Source organism: Demequina subtropica (genome assembly GCF_000971235.1).
Classification (GTDB): Bacteria; Actinomycetota; Actinomycetes; order Actinomycetales; family Demequinaceae; genus Demequina; species Demequina subtropica.
In genome coordinates this window covers 203,193-226,941 of the sequence record NZ_BBMB01000011.1, presented here as the reverse complement: position 1 = coordinate 226,941, position 23,749 = coordinate 203,193, and the positions used below count along the sequence as shown (strand labels likewise).

General features: G+C 72.8%; 26 protein-coding genes and 1 tRNA gene. 11 read left to right on the top strand and 16 right to left on the bottom strand.

Annotated features, from left to right (window positions below):
- Positions 1-59 precede the first annotated feature (59 nt).
- Positions 60-488 carry a cupin domain-containing protein gene (locus AOM06_RS10710; protein ID WP_062305728.1) on the bottom strand — a complete coding sequence of 143 codons (429 nt, stop codon included), beginning with the start codon at positions 486-488 and terminating at the stop codon, positions 60-62.
- A gap of 60 nt (positions 489-548) precedes the next feature.
- Here AOM06_RS10710 and AOM06_RS10705 point away from each other — a divergent pair, with 60 nt between their 5' ends.
- Genes AOM06_RS10705 through AOM06_RS10695 form a run of 3 tightly spaced genes read left to right on the top strand, consistent with a single transcriptional unit; the run spans position 549 to position 2,655 of the window.
- Positions 549-1,139 (top strand): TetR/AcrR family transcriptional regulator, encoded by a 591-nt coding sequence (locus AOM06_RS10705; RefSeq protein WP_062305725.1) that lies wholly within the window; start codon positions 549-551, stop codon positions 1,137-1,139.
- Positions 1,136-1,888 carry an ABC transporter ATP-binding protein gene (locus AOM06_RS10700; protein WP_062305722.1) on the top strand — a complete coding sequence of 251 codons (753 nt, stop codon included), beginning with the start codon at positions 1,136-1,138 and terminating at the stop codon, positions 1,886-1,888. The genes AOM06_RS10705 and AOM06_RS10700 overlap by 4 nt, the downstream gene beginning before the upstream one ends.
- Complete coding sequence (locus tag AOM06_RS10695; protein ID WP_062305718.1) at positions 1,885-2,655, top strand: ABC transporter permease; 771 nt, start codon at positions 1,885-1,887, stop codon at positions 2,653-2,655. The genes AOM06_RS10700 and AOM06_RS10695 overlap by 4 nt, the downstream gene beginning before the upstream one ends.
- Positions 2,656-2,666: 11 nt before the next feature.
- On the opposite strand, the gene AOM06_RS10690 is transcribed toward AOM06_RS10695, so the two are convergent.
- Complete coding sequence (locus AOM06_RS10690; RefSeq protein WP_062305715.1) at positions 2,667-3,158, bottom strand: SRPBCC family protein; 492 nt, start codon at positions 3,156-3,158, stop codon at positions 2,667-2,669.
- Positions 3,159-3,214: 56 nt separating this feature from the next.
- On the opposite strand from AOM06_RS10690, the gene AOM06_RS10685 reads away from it, so the two are divergent.
- Complete coding sequence (locus AOM06_RS10685) at positions 3,215-3,982, top strand: methyltransferase (RefSeq protein ID WP_062305712.1); 768 nt, start codon at positions 3,215-3,217, stop codon at positions 3,980-3,982.
- Here the strand turns inward: AOM06_RS10685 and AOM06_RS10680 are convergent.
- From AOM06_RS10680 to AOM06_RS10670, 3 genes are read right to left on the bottom strand one after another with little or no spacing between them, the layout of a single operon-like run.
- Positions 3,979-4,968 (bottom strand): SRPBCC family protein, encoded by a 990-nt coding sequence (locus AOM06_RS10680; RefSeq protein ID WP_062305710.1) that lies wholly within the window; start codon positions 4,966-4,968, stop codon positions 3,979-3,981. The genes AOM06_RS10685 and AOM06_RS10680 overlap by 4 nt on opposite strands.
- Positions 4,969-5,004: 36 nt before the next feature.
- Entirely contained in the window at positions 5,005-5,361 is a 357-nt protein-coding gene (locus AOM06_RS10675) for an ArsR/SmtB family transcription factor (protein ID WP_062305707.1), read from the bottom strand.
- A gap of 41 nt (positions 5,362-5,402) precedes the next feature.
- Positions 5,403-6,068: a methyltransferase family protein gene (locus tag AOM06_RS10670; protein ID WP_062305703.1), complete on the bottom strand. Its 666-nt coding sequence runs from the start codon at positions 6,066-6,068 to the stop codon at positions 5,403-5,405.
- Between the two features lie 156 nt (positions 6,069-6,224).
- Here AOM06_RS10670 and AOM06_RS10665 point away from each other — a divergent pair, with 156 nt between their 5' ends.
- Entirely contained in the window at positions 6,225-7,496 is a 1,272-nt protein-coding gene (locus tag AOM06_RS10665; RefSeq protein ID WP_062306038.1) for an ATP-binding protein, read from the top strand.
- 122 nt (positions 7,497-7,618) lie between these two features.
- Here AOM06_RS10665 and AOM06_RS10660 read toward each other — a convergent pair whose 3' ends face one another.
- Positions 7,619-8,011 carry an FKBP-type peptidyl-prolyl cis-trans isomerase gene (locus AOM06_RS10660; protein WP_062305700.1) on the bottom strand — a complete coding sequence of 131 codons (393 nt, stop codon included), beginning with the start codon at positions 8,009-8,011 and terminating at the stop codon, positions 7,619-7,621.
- Positions 8,012-8,151: 140 nt separating this feature from the next.
- On the opposite strand from AOM06_RS10660, the gene AOM06_RS10655 reads away from it, so the two are divergent.
- The gene (locus AOM06_RS10655; protein ID WP_062306036.1) at positions 8,152-8,622 is read left to right on the top strand and encodes a nucleoside deaminase; all 471 of its coding nucleotides are present in this window, start codon (positions 8,152-8,154) and stop codon (positions 8,620-8,622) included.
- Positions 8,623-8,655: 33 nt separating this feature from the next.
- A complete protein-coding gene (locus AOM06_RS10650; RefSeq protein ID WP_062305697.1) occupies positions 8,656-10,491 on the top strand; it encodes a cation:proton antiporter in 1,836 nt (611 codons plus the stop codon).
- On the opposite strand, the gene AOM06_RS10645 is transcribed toward AOM06_RS10650, so the two are convergent.
- A complete protein-coding gene (locus AOM06_RS10645; protein WP_062305693.1) occupies positions 10,488-11,489 on the bottom strand; it encodes an NAD-dependent epimerase/dehydratase family protein in 1,002 nt (333 codons plus the stop codon). The genes AOM06_RS10650 and AOM06_RS10645 overlap by 4 nt on opposite strands.
- A 43-nt stretch (positions 11,490-11,532) precedes the next feature.
- Positions 11,533-11,871: a YciI family protein gene (locus AOM06_RS10640; RefSeq protein ID WP_062305689.1), complete on the bottom strand. Its 339-nt coding sequence runs from the start codon at positions 11,869-11,871 to the stop codon at positions 11,533-11,535.
- A 93-nt stretch (positions 11,872-11,964) separates the two neighbouring features.
- On the opposite strand from AOM06_RS10640, the gene AOM06_RS10635 reads away from it, so the two are divergent.
- From AOM06_RS10635 to AOM06_RS10625, 3 genes are all read left to right on the top strand, one after another.
- Complete coding sequence (locus AOM06_RS10635; RefSeq protein ID WP_062305686.1) at positions 11,965-13,032, top strand: aldo/keto reductase; 1,068 nt, start codon at positions 11,965-11,967, stop codon at positions 13,030-13,032.
- Between the two features lie 135 nt (positions 13,033-13,167).
- Positions 13,168-14,508 carry an MFS transporter gene (locus AOM06_RS10630; protein ID WP_062305683.1) on the top strand — a complete coding sequence of 447 codons (1,341 nt, stop codon included), beginning with the start codon at positions 13,168-13,170 and terminating at the stop codon, positions 14,506-14,508.
- Positions 14,509-14,551: 43 nt separating this feature from the next.
- Entirely contained in the window at positions 14,552-14,986 is a 435-nt protein-coding gene (locus AOM06_RS10625) for a hypothetical protein (RefSeq protein ID WP_062305681.1), read from the top strand.
- A gap of 15 nt (positions 14,987-15,001) precedes the next feature.
- Here the strand turns inward: AOM06_RS10625 and AOM06_RS10620 are convergent, their stop codons facing one another.
- The 4 genes from AOM06_RS10620 to AOM06_RS10605 form a co-directional block, all read right to left on the bottom strand.
- On the bottom strand, positions 15,002-15,454 hold the full coding sequence (locus AOM06_RS10620; protein WP_062305677.1) for a VOC family protein: 453 nt from the start codon (positions 15,452-15,454) through the stop codon (positions 15,002-15,004).
- 116 nt (positions 15,455-15,570) lie between these two features.
- Positions 15,571-16,419, bottom strand: coding sequence for a MerR family transcriptional regulator (locus AOM06_RS10615; RefSeq protein WP_062305675.1), 849 nt, complete (start codon positions 16,417-16,419; stop codon positions 15,571-15,573).
- A gap of 50 nt (positions 16,420-16,469) precedes the next feature.
- Complete coding sequence (locus tag AOM06_RS10610; protein ID WP_062305671.1) at positions 16,470-16,694, bottom strand: DUF6458 family protein; 225 nt, start codon at positions 16,692-16,694, stop codon at positions 16,470-16,472.
- 193 nt (positions 16,695-16,887) lie between these two features.
- Positions 16,888-17,340, bottom strand: coding sequence for a hypothetical protein (locus AOM06_RS10605; protein WP_062305669.1), 453 nt, complete (start codon positions 17,338-17,340; stop codon positions 16,888-16,890).
- 118 nt (positions 17,341-17,458) lie between these two features.
- Here AOM06_RS10605 and AOM06_RS10600 point away from each other — a divergent pair.
- Positions 17,459-17,529: transfer RNA gene (locus AOM06_RS10600), tRNA-Gly, on the top strand.
- Positions 17,530-17,547: 18 nt separating this feature from the next.
- Here the strand turns inward: AOM06_RS10600 and AOM06_RS10595 are convergent.
- From AOM06_RS10595 to AOM06_RS10580, 4 genes are all read right to left on the bottom strand, one after another.
- On the bottom strand, positions 17,548-18,762 hold the full coding sequence (locus AOM06_RS10595; protein ID WP_062306033.1) for an MFS transporter: 1,215 nt from the start codon (positions 18,760-18,762) through the stop codon (positions 17,548-17,550).
- Positions 18,759-19,319 (bottom strand): DUF5317 family protein, encoded by a 561-nt coding sequence (locus AOM06_RS10590; RefSeq protein WP_228372941.1) that lies wholly within the window; start codon positions 19,317-19,319, stop codon positions 18,759-18,761. Before AOM06_RS10590 ends, AOM06_RS10595 begins: the two co-directional genes overlap by 4 nt.
- A gap of 10 nt (positions 19,320-19,329) precedes the next feature.
- Positions 19,330-21,399, bottom strand: a complete 2,070-nt coding sequence (locus AOM06_RS10585) for a putative bifunctional diguanylate cyclase/phosphodiesterase (protein ID WP_169747759.1) — start codon at positions 21,397-21,399, stop codon at positions 19,330-19,332.
- A 322-nt stretch (positions 21,400-21,721) separates the two neighbouring features.
- On the bottom strand, positions 21,722-23,749 hold the full coding sequence (locus AOM06_RS10580) for a putative bifunctional diguanylate cyclase/phosphodiesterase (RefSeq protein ID WP_062305660.1): 2,028 nt from the start codon (positions 23,747-23,749) through the stop codon (positions 21,722-21,724).

Genomic DNA, 23,749 nt, shown 5'->3' with positions numbered 1-23,749 from the left:
TGCGGGAACGAACCCGTCCGGCCCACCGCGCCAAGCACGGCCGGCCGCGACGGACCTCGTCACCAGGGCGAGGGGCGGCCCTCGTCGCGCGTCGCATCGTCCGGGAGGTGGGGGAGCTCGCCGCCGCCCGCTCGGATGCAGAACCAGCGCATCACCTCGGGGCTGTCGGGCAGGCACCGCCAGGTGCGCCACACGCCCTGGCCCACGCGCACCGCGGTTCCGGGGCCGACCTCGACGATCTCGCCGTCGAGCGCCATCTGGCCGCGGCCCGCGAGGAAGACGTAGAGCTCCTCGATCTCGGCGTGCGTGTGCCAGTAGCCCGCCTCCTCGCCGGGGACGAAGGCATTGGCGGTCATCCCGATGTACTGCATCGAGATCTCGTGATCCACCACGCGGCGGCCGTCGCGCTGCGTGTGCGGCTGGAAGCCGCCGTGGTGATCGCGCCATCCCTCGAGGGCGCCCATCTCCAGCACCTGGTAATCGCTCATTCGGCGACGGTAACGCGGCCACCGGTTGCGCAACAGATGTTAGTGACTAACACTTGTGGCATGACCACCCGCGCCGAGGCCACCAGGGCCCGCCTCCAGTCCGCCGCGCTCGACCTGTTCGAGCAGCGCGGCTACCGCGCCGTCACGGTCGAGGAGATCGCGGCCGCCGCCGGCGTCAGCCACATGACGTTCTTCCGGCACTTCCCCACCAAGGAGCGGGTCCTGCTCGACGACCCGTTCGACCCCGTCATCGCCGCCGCCGTCGCGGCCCAGCCTGACGGCACGCCCGCGATCGAGCGGGTCGCCCGCGGGCTCCTCTCGCTCGTCCCCCTCCTGGACCAGGAGCCCACCGAGTCGGCGCGGCGCGCGATCGCGATCGCCGCACGCGAGCCCGAGCTGCAGGCCGGCATGGCGGCGAACACCGCGGCGACCGAGCGCGCGATCGTCGAGGCCGCCGCCCCGGCCGGCGAAGAGACCGAGATGCGCATCGCCGCCGCCGCATGCCTCGCGGCGGTCACAGCCGTGCTGCTCGACTGGTCGACGGACGGCTCGCGCCGCACGCTCGGCGCGCTGGTCGGCGACGCGATGACCACGGTGGTCCCGGCGCTCTCCGACGCGGCCGTGCCCGCCTACGCGGGAGCCGCGTCATGAGCGCCCTCGAGCTGAGCGATGCGGTCCGCACCTACGGCGGCCTGCGGGCGCTCGACGGCCTCTGCCTGAGCGTCGAGCCCGGCGAGATCCACGCGATCATCGGGCTCAACGGCGCGGGCAAGACGACCGCGATGAAGGCGATGGTCGGCCAGACCGCGCTCGACGAGGGCACCGTGCGGATCTTCGGGGAGGACGTCGCGCACGCCGCACCCACGACCCTCGCCCGCGTGGGCTTCGCGATCGACCAGCCCTTCGGCTACCCGGAGCTCACGGTGCGCGCCAACATCGTCCTCGCGGCCCGCCTGCACGGGCTGGACCGGGCGGACGCGGAGGCCGCCGCATCGTCCTGGATCGCCCGGCTCGAGCTGGGCCGCTGGGCGGGGCGCGGCGCGCGCGGGCTGTCGCTCGGCAACCGCCAGCGGCTCGGGCTCGCGTGCATCGCGGCGCATGCCCCGGATCTGCTGATCCTCGACGAGCCGACGAACGCGCTCGACCCGGCCGGGGTCCTGCTGCTGCGCGACGTGCTGGTCGCCGCGGCGGCGCGGGGCGCGGGCGTGCTGGTCTCCAGCCACCACCTCGACGAGGTCTCGCGCATGGCCCACCGCATCACCGTGGTGCACGCCGGCCGCGTGGTCGGGACGCTTCAGCCCGGCCAGACGGACCTCGAGCACCGCTTCTTCGAGGTGGTGCGCGCGTGGGACGCCGATCACCGCGACGATGCGCGCGTCCGGGCGGAGGCGCACGCATGAGCGCCGCGTGGGCGCTGCAGGTCGCGACGTTCTCGCGCTCGCTCACCGCGCGGCTCACGACCGTGCTGCTCGTCGCCTTCCCGCCGCTCATGTCGGTCGGGATGGTGATGATCGCGCGCGCGGCCGATGCGGCGGGACCCGCGGCCGCGAAGCTGGCGCCCTACCGCGACGGCACGATCGGCGAGGCCGTCACGGCGCTCTCCGGCCAGGTGGTCAGCGTGGTCGCGCTCATCGGCGTCGGGTTCGCTGTCGCGTGGCTCGTGGGCCGCGAGTGGGCGGACCGGACCCTGGGCTCGCTGTTCGCGCTACCCGTGACGCGCGGGCAGATCGCGCGCGCGAAGCTCCTCGTGATCGCGGCGTGGTCGGCCGCGTGCATCACCCTCGCGATGGCGCTCACGGCGGGCGCGCTCGCCCTCGCGGATCCCGGGTCGTTCACCGGCGCCGTGGCGGGGCAGCTCGCCCGGGTCTGGGTCGCCGGGCTGCTCATGGCGGCCCTCGCGCTCGGCTTCGGATGGGTCGCGGTGCGCTTCCGCGGCTACCTGGGGGCCGCCGGCGCGATCATCGCCGTCACGGCCGCGAGCCAGATCCTCGCCATGCTCGGCTTGGGCGCATGGGTGCCGTACATCGCCCCCGCGATGTGGGCCGGCGCGGGCGGGCCCGCCGAGGCCGCGGCGATCGGTCCCGCCTCGCTCCTCGCGGCCGCGGCGTTCGCCGGTCTGGCGGCGTGGGCCTCGGTGCGCGCGTTCGCCCGCACGCGGCTGGGGTGACGCCGGCGAGTTCAGCCCTCGGCGTGCGCGTACAGCCGCTGGAGCTCCTCGAAGTGGGCGTCGGAGTCGACCGCGGGAGGCGTGCCCCCGGCCAGATGCAGCTCGAGGCGGTCGAGGTGCCAGTGCCATCCGGCGGCGATGTCGGGGCTGTTGGGGTCGGGCGCGACGTGATCGAATGTGAGCAGCGCGCCCTCATGCAGCTCGGCGATCGCGATGCGCACGTGCCATCGGCCGCCGTAGCCTTCCCACGCGTACTCGAGCGCATGCGGCTCGTCCCACGCGAGCACCTCGCCCGCACCGCCGTCGGACATGGTGACGACCCCTCCGGCGCGCGGCTCGAACCCGGTGCGGAACCCCCACGCGGCGGTGCGGTCGGGATCGGTGAGCGCCGCCCATAGCTCGCCGGGCGGGCTCGCGAAGGTGCGCTCGAAGCGCAGATAGTCGCCGTCGTCGGGCGAGAGGACGTGCCCCTCGTGGGCAGGGTCGAGCTGGTCCGGGTCCATGACTGCCAGTGTCCCTCCCCTCCCGGAGCGCGCAACCGGAGCGGTAGCGTGCGAGCGTGACGGTGGACGATCCGGTGGCGCGGTTGCGCGCGGCGGGCTGCGTGCTCGCCGAGGAGGAGGCGCGGCTGATCGCCGACGCCGCAGGTGACGATGCCGGCGTTCACGAGTCCCTGCTGCGCCGCCGCCTCGCGGGCGAGCCGCTCGAGGTGGTGCTCGGGTGGGCCCAGTTCGCCGGCCTTCGCATCCCCGCCGCCGCAGGGGTGTTCGTGCCTCGGCGGCGCACCGAGCTGGTCGCGCGCCTCGCGGCCGCCCTCAGCCCGCCCGGCGGCACCGTGGTGGACCTGTGCAGCGGCACCGGGGCCATCGCGGCGGCGGTGGCGCACGCGCGCCCCGACCTCGAGGTGACCGCCGCGGAGATCGACCCGGCCGCGGTCGCGCTGGCGAGCCGGACGCTCGCGCCGTTCGGCGCATCGTGCATGGTCTCCGACATGGACGGCGCGCTCGGGCACCTCGCGGGGCGCGTCGATGCGGTGACGGCCTGTCCGCCGTACGTGCCGACCGCTCAGATCCCGCTGATGCCGCGCGAGGCGCGCGACCACGAGCCCCGCCTCGCACTCGACGGCGGCCCCGACGGGACCGCGCTGCAGCGGGAGGTGCTGGCCGCATCGTCCCGGCTGCTGCGCGCGGGCGGGGTCGTGATCCTCGAGACGAGCGAGGCGCTCGCCCCGCTCACGCTCGCCGCTGCGGCCCACGCGGGCTTCGCGGCCGGCATCGAGCGGGACGAGGACCTCGGCGCCGTCGTCGTGGTCGCGCGGCGCGCCTAGACCCCGACGAGCTCGGACTCGAGACGCGCGTAGCTGGTCTCCATGCCGTCCGTCATGCCGGTGCCGAGCACGATGTCGCGCAGCTCCCGGCTCGGGTAGGTGATGACCAGGCTCAGGAGCGTGCCGCCCACGACCGGGGTCAGCGTGAGCTCGTTGGTGGTGCCCGGCCCCTCCATCCCGATCATGTTCTCCGTGGTGACCTCGCGGTACGGCGAGGCGGACTCGAGCAGCTCGCCCGTGAAGCCGAACGGCGGCGCCCCGTCGGCGGGTCCGCCCACGGTCGGCGCCCACTCGTAGCGATAGGTGTCGCCCACGTTCTCGGCGACCTCGCACACGGGCATCGTCCAGCCCTCGGGGCCCAGGAGCCAGCGCTTCATCAGCTCCGCGTCATGGTGGGCGCGCCACACCTGCTCGACCGTGCCGCGGATGATGCGGCTCACGCGGACCTTGGTGTCGGAGAGGATCTGTGCGTCGACGGCGCGGCCCGCGGCGAAGGACTCGAGGTCCGCGAGCACCGCGTCCATCTGCGACATCGCGGAGCGCAGGCCCTCCTCCATGCCCATGTCGACCACGGTCTGGAGCGCCTCGAGCGTGCCGAAGTGCGTGACGGAGGTGAAGCGCGAGCCGTCGGGGAGCGAGTCGAAGGTGAAGACCATCCGCATCGCGGGCAGGTCGGTGTTGTCGGTGCCGTCCTCGTTCGCGAAGCCGTCCTCGACCTCGAAGGAGCGGGGCGCGTCGATGGCGATCCACTTCCAGTAGCCGCCCGCGCGCTCGCCGTCGGGGCCGGTCATGACGTACTCGGAACGGCCGCCGGGCACCGCATCGTGCCTTGAGAAGGTCGCGGGCCACTCGACGGGCCCCCAGAAGCGCTCGAGCTGGCGGGGGTCGAGGTAGGCGGCGAAGAGGCGCTCGACGGGCACGGCGTACTCGCCGACGACGGTGATGGTGAGGGCCTCGGGATCGGAGGCGACGGACGTGAGAGGCATGGCTGCTCCTTGGGGACGGCGTCTTTCGATGCCTGGTCAGGCGGGGGGAGGCGCGGGGGCGTCCGGGTCCGCGAGCACGGCGTCGAGCCGGCTGAACCGCGAGCGCCACAGCTCCTCGAGCTGGGCGAGGAGGGTGCGGGCGCGCGCGATCTGCGCGGCGTCGCCACGGACGATCCGCTCGCGGCCTCGGGAGTGCTTGCTCACGAGCCCCGCTCCTTCCAGCACCGCCACGTGCTTCTGCACCGCGGCGAAGGACATGTCGTAGGCCTGGGCCAGCTCCGTGACCGAGGCCTCCTGGGTGAGCGTCCGCCGCACGATGTCGCGGCGGGTCGCGTCTGCCAGCGCGTGGAAGATACGGTCCACGTCGGCTTGTGAGAGTTCATCTACAACCATTTGGTTGTACGTTACGCCCGGAGCGCGCGCCCCGCAACCGCTCACCACACGAACGGGATGAACTTCCTTGTCCGCGCGGCGTACGCGCGGAACGCGTCCCCGTAGTGCTCCTCGAGGTGGGCGTCGAGCCGGGCGATGTGCCCGAACGCGAAGCTCGCCGCCATGATCGCCGGCGCGAGCAGCGGCCACCACCCGCCGGCCACCATCGCGAAGCCGGTGAACAGGAGTGTGTCGCCCAGATAGTTCGGGTGCATCACCACGGAGAACAGCCCGCCCGTGAAGAGCACGCCGCGGTGCGCGGGGTCCTTCTTGAAGCGCCGCCGCTGCTCCTCGGACCAGGTGTTGAGCCACGATCCGAGCGCGTAAAGCCCCACCCCGACCCACACCACCCAGTCGACGGGCGCCTCGGTGGTGCCGCCGAACCACGCCATCGTGAGCTGCAGGATCACCACCCACGGTCCCACCGCGAGCGCCTCGGGCCAGGGGAACGGGCGCTTCACCATCACGTACTGCGTGACGAGCAGGCGGATCAGGTACACGACGGCGAGGACCCCGACGAGCGTGCGGCGGAGCGGCGTCGCGACGGACAGGTCGCCGCCGAACCACGTGTGGACCCCGGAGGACAGGAAGGCCAGAGAGGCGCCGACCGCGGCGACGTGCAGCACGGTGACGAAGGCCTTGGGTGCGGACGATGCGTCGGACGCCATCCCTCCACCCTGCCGCCGGGCGGCTCCCGGCACAAGGACAGACGCGCGTCCCGGCTCGGTGAGCGTGGCGGCCAGGTGGCGCGACCGGGCGCAGGCATACCCCCCTGGGGTACCGTCGGAGGCGACCCCGGTACGCCGATGTACGAGGAGGCCGACATGCCCACGTGGCGGATCCGTGACGCGCACGCCGAGGACCTCGAGGCGGTCGTGCGCCTGTGGGAGGGCTCGCGCGCCGGCGGGGTCGAGCCCGTCTATGCGCTCGCCGAGGTGCTCTCCTCCGCGTCCGAGGACATCGCGGTGGTCGCGAGCGCGGGCGAGGAGATCGTGGGCGCGGCCGTCGCCCGGCGCGCGCACAACCAGGCCTGGGTGGTGTTCCACGGCGTGGACGATGCGTGGCACGGCCAGGGCATCGGGCCCGGGCTGCTCGCGGCGGTCGAGTCGCGCGTCGCGGAGGCGGGTCCCAGCACGCTGTCCGCGCTCGTGCCCGCCGAGCAGACCCACCTCGACGCCTTCCGCGATGCGGGCTTCTCCGAGAAGAAGGCCGTCCGCTACCTCGAGCGCCGCATCCGCGTGCAGCGCGAGGAGATGGCGCTGCTCGAGGACCTGGGCGGACGGGTGCTGCCGCGCGGCCTGTGGGAGTCCGTCGCCGGCATGCGGCGGGAGAAGGAGCTGATCGAGAAGCGCCTGGTGCTGCCGCTCGCGGAGCCCGCTCTCGCGGATCGCTACGGCGTCGCTCCCCCGCGCGCGGTGGTGATGTTCGGGCCGCCCGGCACCGGCAAGACCACGTTCGCGAAGGCGATCGCGTCGCGCCTCGACTGGTCGTTCGTCGAGGTGTTCCCGTCACGCCTCGCGGCGGACCCCGCCGGCCTCGCGGGGGCGCTGCGCGACACGTTCCACCGGATCGCGGAGCTCGAGCACGCGGTGGTGCTCATCGACGAGGTCGAGGAGATCGCCTCGCACCGCCGCGGCGACCCGCCGTCGCCGCTCCAGGGCGTCACCAACGAGCTGCTCAAGCTCATCCCCGCGTTCCGCGAGCGCCCCGACCGGCTGCTGGTGTGCGCGACCAACTTCATCCGCTCGCTCGACAGCGCGTTCCTGCGACACGGCCGCTTCGACTACGTCATCCCGATCGGCCTGCCCGATGCGGAGGCGCGCGCGGCGATCTGGTCGCGCTTCATCCCGCCGGCCGCCGCGGGCGTCTCGGTGGGCGCGCTGGTCGAGGCCTCGGCGGGCTTCACTCCCGCGGACATCGAGTTCGCGGCACGGCGCGCGAACCAGTCCGCGCTCGAGTCGGCGGTGGACGGCGGGGACGATGACGGTCCCGGCACGGTCGACTACCTTGCCGCCGCGTCGGAGACCCGGACCACGGTGTCGGAGGACGCCGCCACGGAGTTCGCGGAGGACATCGAGGCGTTCGCCCGCGTCTGAGCCCTCACCCCTCCTGACAGTTGCAACGGAGCTGGTCCCGACACGCCGGGCCGCACCCGCGCATCGTGCCCGGATCGCGGCGTGTCGCCGCGAGATCCGTTGCGACTGTCAGGAGGGGTGGGTCAGCGGGCCTCGAGGACGTCGACCGTGAAGACGAGCGTCGAGCCCGCGGGGATCGGGCCCATCGGGCGGAAGCCGTAGCCGGACTCCGGCGGGACCACGAGCAGCAGCTTCGAGCCCACGGGCTGGCCCACGATGCCGTCGACCCAGCCGTCGATGAGCGAGCCGTACGCGATGGGGAAGGAGATGGACTCGCCGCGGTCCCACGACGAGTCGAACTTCGCGCCGTCCCACAGCCAGCCGCTGTAGTGGACGGTGATGTGCTGGCCCTCGGCCACTGCGGGACCGGAGCCGGCCTCGTGGACCTCGACGACGAGGCCCTCGGGCTTCTCGGCGCCGGCGAAGTCGATGCTCGGCGCGCCGTTCGCGTCGCGGGTGATGGTGGGCAGGGTCATGATGTCTCCTTACGTGTGGAACCGCCCACCAGCCTAGGTCGCGGCGAGAGGTGAGCGTCCCGCGAGGTGGCGGCCTCAAGGATCGAGGAGTGCTGAGCGTCCCGACATCCGAGGGGCGGCGGCCCACCTACGCTGGCTGCATGAGCGACCACCTCGAGCACGTGCGCCGCGCGATCGCCGTCTCGCAGTCCGCGCGCGACCACGGCAACCACCCCTTCGGCGCGGTCCTGGTCGACGGCGAGGGACGCATCGTCCTCGAGGCGGAGAACACCGTGGTGACGCATCGCGACGCCACGGGCCACGCCGAGACGAACCTGGTGAGGCTCGCGAGCAACCAGCTCGACCCCGACGAGCTCGCGTCCTCCACCCTGGTGACCAGCTGCGAGCCGTGCGCGATGTGCTCGGGCGCGATCTACTGGTCCGGCATCGGCGCCGTGGTCTACGGCCTCGCGGAGACGAGCCTGCTCGCGATGACGGGCGCGCACGACGAGAACCCGACGCTCGCGCTGCCGTGCCGCACGGTGCTGGGTGCGGGCGCGCGCGAGATCACGGTGACCGGTCCGCTCCTCGAGGACGAGGCTGCCGTGCCGCACCAGGGCTTCTGGGACTGACGGCGGGCCGCCTCCCGCCTCTAGCATCGGCTCATGACGCTCGCCACCAGCCTGGTGCTGGTCCTCGCGGCCGGGATGGCCTCCCAGCTGCTCGCCGCGCGGCTCCGCGTGCCCGCGATCGTGATCCTCATCGCGGTCGGCCTGACCATGGGCCCCTTCACGGGCCTGGTGACGGTCGACCTCGAGCCCGAGCAGCTCTCCGAGCTCATCGGGCTGGGCGTCGCGGTCATCCTGTTCGAGGGCGGCATGAGCCTGCGCTTCGCGGAGTTCCGGCGCGTAGGCAAGGGCATCCGGCGGCTCACCATCCCCGGGCCCCCGGTCGCGATGGCGCTCACCGCGGCCGCGGCGCACTGGATCGGCGGCTTCGACTGGCCCGTCGCGCTGGTCCTGGGCGCGATCCTCGTGGTCACCGGGCCCACGGTGATCGCGCCTCTGCTGCGTCAGGCGGGGCTGAGGCGCGACTCGGCGGCGCTGCTCAAGTGGGAGGGGATCGTCAACGACCCCATCGGCGTCACGCTCGCCTTCCTCACCTTCCAGCTGTTCGCGCTGTCCGAGGGCGGCGTGGGCTCGATCCTCGGCGGGGTCCTCTACGCGGTGATCGTGGGCGGCGGCATGGGCGCGGCCGCGGGCCTGCTGCTCGGCGTCTCGTTCCGCCGCGGATGGGTGCCCGCCCACCTCAAGTCGCCCCTGCTGCTGGTCGCGGTGCTGCTGGTGGCGGGGCTCGGGAACCACCTCCAGGACGAGACGGGGCTGCTGGCGGTGACCGCGATGGGCCTGGTGCTGGGCAACATGCGCCTCGCCGAGCGCGAGCAGCTGCTGCACTTCAAGGAGGGGCTCACCGTCGTCCTGGTGAGCTCGCTGTTCATCGTCATCCCGGCCACCCTCACGGCCGACGACCTCCGGGCGCTCGACTGGCGCATCGTCGCCTTCGTCGCGGTCCTCATGCTCGTGGTGCGTCCCGCCACCATCTGGCTCGTCACCACCCGTTCCGACGTCCCGGATCCCGACCGCAAGCTGCTCGCGTGGATCGCCCCCCGCGGCATCGTCGCGGCCGCGACCGCGGGATCCTTCGGGCCCGCCATGGTCGAGGCGGGCTACCCGGACGGCGCGCAGCTGGTGCCCACGGTCTTCCTGGTGATCATCGTCACGGTCGTCGCGCACGGCTTCACGCTCGCGCCGCTCGCGCGCAGGCTCGGGCTGACCATGGGCGCACGCAACGGCCTGCTGCTCGTGGGGGCCTCGCGCTTCGCGCTCGAGCTCGCGGAGGCGCTTGCTGCGCGCGGCATCCAGGTGACGGTCGCGGACGGCCGCTACCAGAGCCTGCAGCCGATGCGGATGGCCGGCATCCGCACGTACTTCGGCGAGGTGCTCTCCGAGCACGCGGACGATGCGCTCGCCGAGTCAGGTGTGAGCCATGTCCTCGCGGCCACCGACAACGACTACTACAACGCGCTGGTCGCGCGCAGCCTGGGCACCGAGTACGGCTTCCACCGGTCCTTCCAGCTCGCGCCCGCGGAGGGCACGGGCGAGCGCCGCGCGCTCACGTTCGAGCGCCGCGCCTCGTACGCGTTCGACGGGAGGACCGATCTCGCGACGCTCGACGCCCGCGTCGCGGAGGGATGGCGCATCCACGCGACCCACCTCACCAAGCAGTACGGGCTCCGCGAGCTCGCGCAGCGGTTCGGCGGCGACGCCGACGCGATCCCGGTCGGCGCGATCGACGCCTCCGGCGCCTTCCGCCTGGTCTCCCCCGATCAGCGGTTCCTCCCGCTGCCCGGGTCGACGTTCCTCTACCTGGGAGCCGGGAGGCAGACACCAACGGGCGCGGTCCCGCGGGTGGACGATGCGGTCGCCGGGGAAGCCTCCTAGACCGCCTGTCGCGCCCACGCCTCGAGCAGCGCGAGCTCGCGCTCGCGCGTGAGACCGCCGTCCACGTGGCGGTCGAGTCCCAGCGCACGCTCCTCGGCGAGGACGTCGCGGATGGACTCCATGAGCGAGCGCCGGTGGCCTCCCGTCGCGACGAACCGCGCGCCCGAGTGGTAGCCCGTGCGCGCGGCGCCGCCATCGTCGGGCACCCACAGGGGCAGCGAGCCGGGGCCCTTCCACGGTGCGACGCCGTGCTCGACCAGCCAGGAGCCGTCGACGTCGACCTGCGGGCCCACGGCCGCGGCGACCTCGCGCGCGAGCTCGACCACGTAGGAGAGCTCGCGCTGCTCGCCCACCGCGTTCACAGGACCACCGACGCCGGCCTCGATCGCGTCGAGGTTCCATGCCGCGAGGTCGCGCACGTCGATGAGCTGCCACGGATGGGCGGGCGCGGCGGGCACGAGCATCGGTTCCGCTCCCGCCTGCGCGGCCCGACGCGGCCAGTACGCGAAGCGCTCGGTCGGGTCGCCCGGTCCGATGATCACGCCCGCGCGCACCAGCAGCGCCTCGGGCGCCTCCACGAGGGTGTCCAGCTCGCATCGGACCTTCGCGGCGTCGTAGCGCGAGCCGTCGACGCGCTCGTCGGGACCCGCCGGCGCGCGCAGAGGCGCGTCCTCCGCAACCACCTCCCGGCTCGGGGCGTACGCCGCGACCGAGGAGACGTAGGTCCAGTGCAGCGCGCGTGCGGCGAGCGCCTGGGCGGCCTCGCGCACCTGCCGGGGCTGCCAGCTCACCTCGACGACCGCGTCCCAGTCGCGGCCCGCGACCTCCCGGTACGCGCCGGGCCGGTCCCGGTCCGCGGTCACGAGCGTCGCGCCGGGGGCGACGATGCCGGACTCGCCACGCGCGAGGCACGTAACGTCCCAGCCGCGTGCGACCGCCTGCGCGGCGATCTCGCGGCCCAGCCAGGCGGTGCCGCCGAGCACCAGGAGATCCGTCATGCCGCCAGGCTATCGGGCGGCTCGCGCCGCGTGAGCGGCGGGATCAGGCGTCGCCGTCCCAGTCGTAGAACGGGCGCACCTCGAGCACCCCGTGACGCGCCATCGGGTGGTCGATCGCGACCGCGATCGCCTCGTCCAGCGACGCGCACTCGAGGATGTCGATCCCCGCGATCGCCGCGAAGTCGCGATGCAGCGCGCCGGGGACCACGGTGGTGCCGCCGTGGCGGACGCGGACCACACGCGACTCGGATACGTCGGCGAGGCGGTCGCCCCACACGCGCGCGCCGCTCGCGTCATGGGTCGACACCCACCGCTCGATGTCGTCGGGGCCGCCCGCGGGATCATCGATCTCCTCGGTGCAGACGAGCAGCAGGTACCTCATGGCCGACCTCCCCCGGGCGCCCGCCGCGCGCGGGCCCCTCCCCCGCATCGTCCCACCGCGCGCCCGCGCGCGCACCGACGTAGCGTCGAGATCATGACCTCGACCGATGAGATCCGCACGTCGCGACGCCTGGGCGGCTCGGGCCTTCACGTCGCGCCGTTGGGCGTGGGGGCGATGCTCATGGGCACCCGGACCCCCGAGGACGAGTCGCGGCGCATCCTCGACCACTTCGTCACCGAGGTGGTGCCGCGCTTCGCCGCACCGGACGGCGCCGCGGTGCCCGGGATGATCGACACGGCCGACTGCTACTGCTGGTGGGAGGACGAGGGCTCGACGGGCGGCCACTCCGAGCGGCTCCTGGGCCAGTGGCTCGCGGACTCGGGGGCGCGTCCGAGCGTGCACCTCGCTACCAAGGGCTCCGCCATGCTCACGAGCGTCGACGGGGTCTTCGTCGACGGCGCCGCCGACTGGGAGGTGGCCCGCACCCGCTACGTCGGCGCCGGCGCGAGCACCCTGCGCGACGCCCTCGCGGGATCCCTGGGGCGCCTCGGTCTCGACTCGGTGGACCTGTACTACGTCCATGTCGACGACCGCCGGACGCCGTTGCGGGAGACGCTCGGGTTCCTCGCGAGCGCCGTCGAGGCGGGGCTGGTGGGCTCGTACGGCTGGTCCAACGTGCCGGCATGGCGCCTCGCGGAGATCCGCGCCCTGTGCGACGCCGAGGGCTGGCCGCAGCCGGTCGCCGTCCAGCAGCAGCACAGCTACCTGCGGCCGCGCGCGGGGCTCGACAGCCGCAGCATCGTGGGCGCCGAGCAGCGCGACTACCTCGCGGAGCACCCCGACCTCCAGCTGGTCGCGTACTCGCCTGTGCTCAAGGGCCTGTTCTCCGCACCCGAGCGGCGTGACCCCGCCTTCTGGGCGATGAGCGCGTACGCGGGCCCCGACGCCGAGGCGCGGCTGGCCACGGTGGACCGCGTCGCCGCGGCGACGGGCGCGACCGGGAACCAGGTGGTCCTCGCGTGGCTGCTCGCGCAGGAGTCGCCGACGGTGCTGCCGCTCATCGGCGCCCGCACCTTCGACCAGTACCTCGAGTGCGCCGAGGCGATCGACGTCGCGCTCACCCCCGAGCAGCTCGAGGAGCTCGACGCAGCGGGCGCCTGACTCATCCGAGCGCGCGGTCGAGCACCGTCCCCCCGCGGGCGGGACGGACGATGCGCGGGCGTAGGGTGAGGAGGGCGCACGTGCCGACGCGACGCCGCGGAAGAACCGCCCGCGTCAGCCGGTTGAACAGGTGGCATGTCACAGACCTTCGCCTCGCTGCGCTTCTTCAACTACCGCCTGTGGTTCGCGGGCGCGCTCGTGTCGAACATCGGCACGTGGATGCAGCGGGTCGCGCAGGACTGGCTGGTGCTCACCGTGCTGAGCGCCAACTCGGGGTTCGCCGTCGGCATCACCACCGCGCTCCAGTTCCTCCCCTTCCTGCTCCTGTCCGCGTGGGCCGGCGTGGTCGCGGACAGGATGGACCACCGCAAGCTGCTCGTCATCACCCAGCTGGGGCAGGGAGTGCTCAGCCTCGCGCTCGGCGCGATGACCCTGCTCGGCCACGTCGAGCTCTGGCACGTCTACGTGTTCGCTCTCCTGCTCGGCATCGTGTCCGCCTTCGACGGCCCCGCACGCCAGACGTTCGTGTCGGATCTGGTGCCGCCGGCGAGCCTGCCCAACGCGGTGGGCCTCAACAGCGCATCGTTCAACGCCGCGCGGCTCATCGGGCCGGGGCTCGCGGGGCTCCTCATCGCGGTGATCGGGAGCGGCTGGGTCTTCGTGCTCAACGCCGTGTCCTACGCCGCGACCATCATCGCGCTCGCCGTCATGCGCGGCGGCGAGCTCCAGCACCAGGAACGGGTGAGGCGCGGCCGCGGACAGCTTCGCGAGGGCGTGCGGTACGTGAGGCGACGGCCGGACATCGTCGTGATCCTCGTGGTGGTCGGCGTGGTGTCCGCCGTGGGCCTCAACTTCCAGATGACCAGCGCGCTCATGGCCGCCAACGCGTTCGACAAGGGCGCCGGCGCCTACGGCCTGGTCGGCTCGGTGACCGCGATCGGCTCGCTCGGAGGAGCGCTGCTCGCGGCCCGCCGGAAGCGCCCGCGGCTCCGGCTCGTCGTGGGAGCGGCCTTCGCCTTCGGCGTCTCCGCGACGCTCATGGCGCTGTCCCCCACGTACGAGGTCTACCTGGTGACCTGCGTGCCGGTGGGCTTCACCGCGCTCACCATGCTGACCTCGGCGAACGCGACGGTCCAGACCACCACGTCGCCACGCATGCGCGGCCGCGTCATGGCGCTCTACATGATGGTGCTCATGGGGGCCACGCCCATCGGCTCTCCCGCGGTCGGGTGGATCGGCGAGCACGCGGGCCCTCGCTGGTCGATCGGGGTCGGCGCCGTCGGCGCTCTCGCGGTCTCGCTCGGGGCGGCCGCCTGGGTGGTCCGCGACTCGCGGCTCACCGTGAGCTACCAGCTGAGCCGCCCGTTCGTCCGCGTGCGCTATCCCACCCCGGAGGAGCTCGAGAAGGAGACCCGCGTCCGGGCCGCCGAGGACATCCTCGCGCAGCAGCTCGAGGACCGCTCCGCGCAACCGTGACCGGGGCCGCCGCAGCGGCCATACTGGCCCCAGGAGGTCATCCATGGAAGAGATCGACGTGTTCCGCGGCACCTACATCGACTCCTGCAGCTGGCGCATCCAGGTCGAGCTCGCGGCGTTCGACCGCCTGGTGGCGCAGGCCCCGTCGGACGATGCGTTCGAGGCGGAGCTCGAGGAGTTCCAGGCGGAGCTCCTGGTCGCGCTCGTGGGCCAGATGGAGGGCATGTTCGCGTACCGGCGCCGCGCCCTCGAGGCTCCCGGCGGGCCGCTCCAGGAGGTCCGCGCCGTGGCCGAGTCGATCCACGGCAACGGCGGGCGCTTCGAGCCTCCCGCGGGCTCCGCGCTCGACCCGGCCGCCACGGTGCTGGGCCTCGAGGCGGGCGACGCGATCGAGCTCGACCGCGACTCGTTCCAGGATCTCGCGGACGCGTTCTTCAACGCGATCGAGTCGACCTACCGCGACCGCTCGCGCGGCTGACGCGGGGCGCTCGGCTCAGGCCAGCCCGGTGCCCTCGGTGAGCGGGGCCATCACCATCCACTGGATGCCGTAGCGGTCCGCGAAGTCCGAGTAGAGGTCCCCCCAGAACATCGGCGTCGGCTCGACCGAGACGGTGCCGCCCTCGGAGAGCTGGGCGAAGGCGTCGCGCGCCTCGTCCTCGTCGTCGAACGAGACCGCGACGTACATCGCGTTGCCCGGCGTCAGCACATGCCCCATCGACAGCATGATGTCGGAGCCCATGAGCCGATGCCCGCCGACGATGTCGAGCGCGACGTGCATGATGCGGGCCCTCTCCTCCTCGCTCAGGGCCGGCATGGCGGGGTCCGCGGGAGCGTCGCCCATGCGCATGGGCGGGTCCACGAAGTCCCCGCCGAAGACGTCGCGATAGAAGGCGAAGGCCTCCTCGCACGTGCCGTCGAAGTTGAGATACGTCGAGACGCTGGCCATGTTTCCTCCCGTGCGGGTGCGGCGACGATGCCACCGGCCAGGCTACGTCCGCCGGGGACGATGCGCGCGGCCGGGACGGTGCATCGTCCCGGCCGCGGCATCGTGCCTGATCGGCCTCAGCGCCCCGTGAACGGGAAGGCGATGTCGCACACCGGGTCGGTGGGCGCCGCCGCCATCACGTCGGCGAAGTAGACCTCCCTCGACGGCAGGTCCTCGCGCATCGAGCCGTGTGCGAGGACGTGCTCCGCGACGGCGTCGTACGCGTCGAGGATGTCGGGGAACTCCACCTCCGCGGAGGTCAGGGTCGTGTAGGCCTCCTCGTGCGCGGGCTCGAGGCGGATCTGGATGCCCGGGGCGGGGCGCGCATCGGGCGAGACGACGACGCACGCCTCGACGAGCGCGCTCGAGTCGGGCGTGACGCTGCCGTGGTAGAGCACGTAGGTCGGCTCGTCGACGGTGGTGTCGAGCGCGCGCAGGCCCGGATGGGCCTCGGCGTGCTGGAAGAGCGTGGAGAAGGCCTCCATGATGAAGGCCTCCAGCTCGGGCTGGTAGAGCTCGCGACCGATCACGGCGAGCGTGCGCTCGGGGACGGTGCGGGTCGAGATGTCCATCGGGGCTCCCTGGTGTCGCAGGTGTCGGGTGAGGTACCGGCCGATCGCCCGCCGCTCGCCATGGCGACGCTCCTGCTCGGCCCACCAGGCGGAGAACGCCTCGGTCGCCTCCTCGGGACCGGCGGCGTGGTCGAGCACCTCGCGGATGATCGCGAGGGGCACGTCCATGCGGCGCATGGTGCCGATGAGGCTCGCGCGACGCACCTGGGAAGGGGCGTAGAAGCGGTACGACGTGACGGGGTCGACCCGCACGGGGGCGAGAAGGCCCTGCTCGTCGTAGTGCCGGAGCGCCTTGACGGTCAGGCGGCTCAGCGCGGCGAACTCGCCGATGCTGAGGAGCTCATCCGAGTGCATGCCCTCACCCTGGACCCTCCCCCCATGGGAGGGTCAAGGGCGCGGCGCGATCAGCCCTCGACGCGGTGCTCGTCGACGTGCTCGTCGCGGATCTCGCGGTGGGTGGTGTTGCTGCGCTGCTGGTTCGCGATGAGCGACACGATGATCGCGACCACGCCCGCGCCCATGCAGATCCAGCCGATCATCACCAGGTCGACGGCGTCGACGGAGTCGTTGATCGCGAACGCCGCGATCGCGCCGACCACGATGAGGAAGATTCCGGTACCCAGAGCCATGATTCAGTTCCTCCCGCGAGCCCTCTCCGCGCCGCCGGACGGTCCGACGGCGGGGCGCCTCAGCGCGGACCCGCCACGATCGACAACGCGCATGTGCCAGGGAGGAAGCCTCGAGGAGGTCGGGGCACCCCGTCTGTCTGGCCGATCTACCAGGGAGGATGCAATCGCGTGCGGCCGGGAATAGGGGCGGCGCTCACGCCTCGTCGTCGGCGATGACCGCGCACGCCTCGCGGTTGAGCGCCTTGAGCCCCTTCGCCTCGAGAGTCACGCTCTGGAGCAGCTCCTCGCCGCCCACCTCGAGGACCACCTGCGCGGTGGTCTCGCCGCCCCCCGCCGGACAGGTCACCACCCCGAGCGGGAGCGTCACCACCGCCTCGTCGCCCGGCGTGAGCGTGACGTCGATGCCGACGGCGTCGACGCGCTCGAAGTACGGCGAGAAGATCGTGCCTCCCTCGACCAGGACCGGCTCGCTCGACGGGTTGCTCAGCGTGACCTCGAGCGCGCGCGTCGCGTAGATGTGCTCGGGCACCTGGGCGGGCGCGGTGGTCGCGAGGATCGGGTAGGCCGGCGCTCCGGAGCAGCCCGCGAGGACCGGCAGGGCCGCCGCGACGATCAGGGCGGCACGGCGCGTGGGACGAGGCGGCATGGGAGCCATTCTGGCGCGTCGAGCCGGGGCTCGATACCCGGAGGAGCCGCCGTGGCGTCGTGCTGGGCGCTCGTGGGACCCCCTACAATGGGTGACGCACGGCCTCCGGGCCGCGCACGCGGGTGTAGTTCAATGGTAGAACTTCAGCTTCCCAAGCTGATAGCGCGGGTTCGATTCCCGTCACCCGCTCGCTGGTGAAGGCCCCTCCTACGAGGGGCCTTCCGCGTTCTCGGAGGCAGTCGCGGCGGATGTGCCCGCACCGGGCCGGCGATCGACGCCGACCGCGACCCCCACCGCCAGCTGCCCCGCGGCGAACACGAGCAGGAGCACCAAGGTGGGCGTCCAGGACCCGGTCGCCTGCGCGAGCACGCCAGCGGCCACGGGCCCGGCCGCCGCGAGCAGGTAGCCGATCGACTGCGCCATGCCGGACAGCTGCGTGGTCTCGGCGGACGTCCGCCCCCGCAGGCTCATGAGCGACAGCGCCATCACGAGCGAGGCGCCGGACCCGACACCCGCGATCGTGATCCAGAGCAGAGGGACGCCGGGCGCGACCAGCAGGCCCGCCATGCCGATGGCGAGCGGCACGGTGGCGGTCACCGCCGCGCCGGCCTGGCTGCTCGGGCGCATGGCGAAGGGGATCAGCAACCCGCCTCCGATCCCGACGATCTGGTAGACGAACAGGTGGATGCCTGCGGTGTGCGCCGAGACGCCGAGGGAGGCCTCGATGGTCGGGAGCCAGGTCACCATGACGTAGAAGCTGGTCGCCTGCAGCCCCATGAAGGCGGTGACCAGCCAGGCCGTTCCCGACCGCCACGTGCTCGCATGGGCGAGGTGCGCCTCGGCCACGGTCGCGGCGGGATCATGGGCGACCCGCGTGCGGAGCCACCACGCGACGGCGATGACGGCGAAGGGCGCGGCCCACACCCCGAGCGAGAGCCTCCAGGTGCCGATCTCCGCGAGCGGCACCGCGACCGCCGCGCCGACGGCCGCCGCGCCCGCGATCACCGCCGAGTAGGCGCCCGTCGCGACGGCGATCCGGTCGGGGAGGTCGCGCTTCACGATGACGGGCACGAGCACATTGCCGACCGCGACGGTCGCACCGATCGCCGCGGTGCCGAGCCACAGGCCGGGCACGCCGGTCCACGACCTCACCACGACGCCGATGACGAGGCCCACGAGCGCCGCAAGGAGCGTCCCTTCGGCCCCCCACCGTCGCGACAGGCGGTGGACCAGAGGCGACACGGCAGCGAAGCCCAGCAGCGGCAGCGCGCCGAGCAGCCCGAGCGCACCCTCGCCCAGGCCGAGATCGGCGCCGATGTCGCCGAGCACGGGGCCCACCGCGGTCTGCGCGGGGCGCAGCGCGAGCGCGACCAGGTAGACCGCGAGCGCGGCCGCGAGGGCTCCCCGCGAGCGCGGGGTCATCCGTCCGACGGGGCCGGCGCCGCCTCGTCCTCGGAACGCGCCGGACGGCCCGCGCGCAGCGGGCGGGCGCCCGCCCACGCGACCATCGCGACGCCGACGACGATGAGCACGTCGCCGACGCTGAAGGTGTTGGCGAGCGGAAGCGGCTCGGGCCACGCGAACACGTCGCCGAGCCACGGCAGGACGGGGTTGTCTATCACGGCGGTGTTGGCGAAGGCGTGATCGGGGTCGATGCCGGCGGCGGCGGTCGCCTGTGCGCTCGCCGGCAGCACACCGCCGTTGAGCGCGATGGTCACGCCGTTCGAGACCGCGCCCGCGGCGACGACGAGAACGCCGGGGACGGCGCGGTTGAGCCACAGGAAGGCGAGCGCGGCGACGTACGTCGCGAGGTGCAGGGCCGGGGCGAAACCCTCGGGCAGAGGCACTTCGATGAGGACGATCTGCGCGACCAGCGCCGCCCAGATGAGGACGGGGAGACGCCAGCTGCGCAGCAGCAGTCCCGCGGGCCATCGCAGCGCGATGAGAGGCGACAGCACCGCGAGGAGGCACGCCGCCATCACGAGCACGTCAGGCCTCCTCGCCCGGACCGCCCGCGTCGGCCCGCACGGACATCACCGCACCGAGGTAGTCGTCGAGCTCCGCGGCGACGACGGGCATGCCCAGGTGGTAGCCCTGGCCGATGACCTCGCCCAGGCCTCGGAGCTCGTCGACGGTGGCTGCGTCCTCGATGCCCTCGGCGACCACACGCAGGTCGAGCTCGAGGGCGAGCGCAATGGTCGAGCGCACGATGATGAGGTCGTGGTGGTCGGCGCCGATGTTGCTGACGAACGAGCGGTCGATCTTGAGCTCGTCGATCTCGAGGCGCCTGAGGTAGCTGAGCGAGGCGTTGCCGGTGCCGTAGTCGTCGATCGCGATCGCGACCCCGAGGTGGCGCAGGGCCCTCAGCACCAGGTCGGCGCGGGCGGGATCCGACAGGATCGCGGTCTCGGTCACCTCGAGCACGAGCGACGAGGCGGGCACCCCGTGACGCGCGAGGACGAGCGCGACCTGCTGCGGCAGACCCTGGTCGGACAGGTGCCGCGCCGAGAGGTTGACGGCGATGCGGAAGTCGTGACCCGCAGCGCGCCAACGCGCGACCTGAGCGAGCGACTCCTCCAGGACGAATGCGGTGAGCGGGAAGATGAGCCCGGAGTTCTCGGCGAGCGGGATGAACTCGTCTGCACGCACGAGCCCGCGCTCGGGGTGCCGCCAACGGATGAGCGCCTCGACGCCCACGACCCGACCCTCGGCGAGCGCGATCTGCGGCTGGTAGACCAGGTGGAGCTGGCCGGAGTCGAGCGCGCCGCGCAGGTCCGCGAGCAGGCGCAGCCGCTCGACCGTGTTGATGTCGAACTCCGGGGAGAACGTGCTGATGCGGTCGCGCTCGAGCTTCGCGTGGTAGAGCGCGATGTCCGCGTTCTTCATGAGCGCCTCGCTGTCATCGCCGTGCACCGGGGCAGCCGCGACGCCCGCGCTGGCCCGCACGAGCAGCTCGAGCCCGTCGATGCGGAGCGGCTTGTCGAGCGCGGCCAGCAGGTCGGAGGCGACCTGGCGCGCGTCGACGACGGAGCCGTGGACCGCGACCGCGAACTCGTCCCCGCCGAGTCGATGGACCGAGGCGGACTCGGGTGCGACGTCGACGAGGCGCACGGCGACCTGCCGCAGGATCTCGTCACCCACGGGATGGCCCAGGGTGTCGTTGAAGTCCTTGAAGTGGTCGAGGTCGAGCAGGACGAGGCCCGGTCCCTGGGCGACGACGATCCCCCGCGCCTCGAGCGCGCGGTCGAGCTCGTAGTACAGCTGGCTGCGGTTCCGCAGCCCGGTCAGCGAGTCATGGGTCGCGTCATGCGCATGACGCGCGGCCGCGGCCGCGAACATGTGGGCCGCGACGACGGGCGCTCCCAGCAGCACGAGCGCGGCGACGCCGTCCGCGGCGACGTCCGCCGCCACGCCGCCGACGCAGAGCAGAACCATGTTCATCAGGAGGAAGTCGCGCAGGTCCTCGCGCAGCACCCGGCCGATGGGCAGCCCCGACGACAGCGAGATGACGCCCGCGACGAGGACCCAGTTGGTCCCGATCATGCACAGGCCCGCGGCGAGCAGCGAGGGGATGTGCGCCGGATGCGCCGGGTCGGGCGCGCCGAGCAGGGCCGTCCCGGACAGGGCCGCGTACACGACGGCGGCCACGAGCACGCTCACCGCGTACTGCGCGGTGTTGAAGATCGACTTCCTGGGGTCGCGTCGGTGCACCGCGTCGTCGAGAAGGCTCGCCGCGACCTGCGTGAGGACCGCGACGACGACTCCGGCGACGGGCACGAGGGCCAGCACGAAGGGCGCGGACGTGGAGAGGGTGCGCGCGTCGCCCGAGCCATGCAGCAGACGGATCGGCTTCACCTCTCCGGCGATCGCCGCCGCGACGAGGAACACGGTGGGCCACACCGCGCCGGCATGCACCGCGTGCGTCCACGGGGTCGCCACGAGCATGGTGAGCACACCGGCGTAGCCGAGCACGCAGACGGCGACGATGTACGCCGTCACGCGCGACGGCGGCGCCGGGACACGCGTCCCGGCGCCGCTGTCTGGACCGTCTAGGGTCACGCCCACTTCCATCCGGCGCCCGCCACGACGGCGACCGCGATCAGGGTGCCCGCGCCCGCCGAAGCCTTGACGATCGCGCTGTTCTTCACCTTGGTCCACTTGTTCATGATTCTCTCCCTTGTGTCGACGACGCCGTTGGCAGAGACGGACCGTTCGAACGGCTGAGGTGTCCGAAATGTCCGATGATCACCACACACGACATCGTCCTGCCTGGTTGTCGACCGGATTGGTCCCGGTCGATGGTCATTCTGGCCCATCACCGGCAGGCCCGCCAGGGTGGTGCGGGTCACGACACCTTATGCGAGGTGCGGGCACCCGGTGCTCACGCATGGGCCTGCGTCGGCAGACCGTTGACACGGATCAGCATCGCCTCGACCGCATCGGCCGGGCCGGGGCGGCCCACGTGGTAGCCCTGCGCGACCACCTCGCCGAAGCCTCGCAAGGTGTCGATCGTCGGCTGGTCCTCGACGCCCTCGGCGACCACCCGGAGCCCGAGCTCGAGCGCGAGCGCGATGGTCGAGCGCACGATGATCATGTCGTGGCCCTCGGCACGGATGTTGCTCACGAACAGGCGATCGATCTTGAGCTCGTCGACCTCGAGGCGGCGCAGGTAGCTCAGCGACGCGTTGCCGGTGCCGTAGTCGTCGATCGCGATGGTGATGCCGAGCGCGCGCAGCCCGCAGATCACCAGGTTGGCGCGTGCCGGGTCGGACAGGATGGCGGTCTCGGTGACCTCGAGCACCAGCGACGATGCGGGCACGCCGTGGCGCTGGAGGGCGAGCGCGACCTGCTGGGGCACGCCCAGGTCGGACAGATGGCGCGCGGAGAGGTTGACCGACATCCGCACGTCGTGGCCCTTGGTGCGCCACTGCGCGAGCTGCGCGAGCGCCTGGTCGAGCACCACGGTGGTGAGGCGGAAGATCAGGCCCGAGTCCTCGGCGAGCGGGATGAACACATCGGGGCCGATGGGGCCGCGCGTCGGGTGGTTCCAGCGCGCGAGCGCCTCGACGGCGACCAGACGCGACGCCGCGATGTCGAGCTGGGGCTGGTACACGACGTCGAGGCTGCCGTGGTCGATCGCGATGCGAAGGTCGGCGAGCAGCCGCAGGCGCTCGACCGTGTTGACGTCGTACTCGGGCGAGTAGATGCTGATGCGGTCCCGCTCGAGCTTCGCGTGGTAGAGCGCGATGTCGGCGTTCTTCATGAGCGCCGCGACGTCGTCCCCGTGCATCGGCGCGACCGCGATGCCGGCGCTCGCCCGCACCAGCAGCTCGAGATCGTCGATGCGCACCGGGTCGTCGAGCGCGGCGAGCATCCGCGCGGACAGCGCTCGCGCGTCCTCGACCGTGCCGTCCACGACCACCGCGAACTCGTCCCCTCCGAGGCGGTGCACCGGCGACGCGTCCGGCACCGCCGCGGCGAGGCGGTCGGCGACCACGCACAGGATCTGGTCGCCCACCGGGTGCCCGAGCGTGTCGTTGAAGATCTTGAACAGGTCGAGGTCCAGCAGGATGAGGCCCGGCCCCTGGCCCGCGTGGCGGGGCCCCGCGCCGAGCGCGTCCTCGAGCGCACAGTTGAGCTCGCTGCGGTTGCGCAGGCCCGTGAGCGGATCGTGCGCGGCCGCATGCGCGTGCCGAGCCCCGGCCGAGGCGAACCGACGCGCCGCGATGGCGGGAGGGATGAGCAGCACGAGGACGCCGATGCCGTGCGGGGCGATGTCGGCCGCGATGCAGCCGAGCGTCATGAGCACCGCATGGGTCGCGATGAACTCGCCGGCCTCGGTGCGCAGGGGGGCGCGCACGGGCTGGCCCGTCGACAGCGCGATCGCGAGCCCGACGATCACCCAGTTGAGCATGATCATGACCAGGCCGGCGAGCATGAGCGCACCCATGCGGAGCGCGTGGGCGCCGGGCGTCCTGACTCCCCCGAGGTCGCGTGCGAGCGGATCGTAGATCCCGTTGGCGATGAGGATGCAGACCGCGTACTGCGCACCGTTGAACAGGATCTTGTGCCACGGCCGTCGCGTGCGGACGTCGTCGATCAGGGTGCTGAGCACCTGGACCCCGATCGCGATCACGGGCCCGCTCACCGCGAGCACCGCCAGCACGGCGGGCGTGGCGAGCGAGAGCTTGCGCGTCTCCTCGCCCTTGCGCACGATCACGATCGGGCGGATCTCGCCGACGATCGCGAACGCCGCGAGGAAGGCGATCGAGATCATCCTGGTGCCGTTGAGCTCAGGGGGAGCCTCGCGCGTCAGGGCCGTCGCGGCGGTGCCGCCGATGCCGATCACCGAGACGGCGGTGATGTACAGGAGGAGCAGGCGTCGGCGCGGCTGGTGTCGCATCGTCAT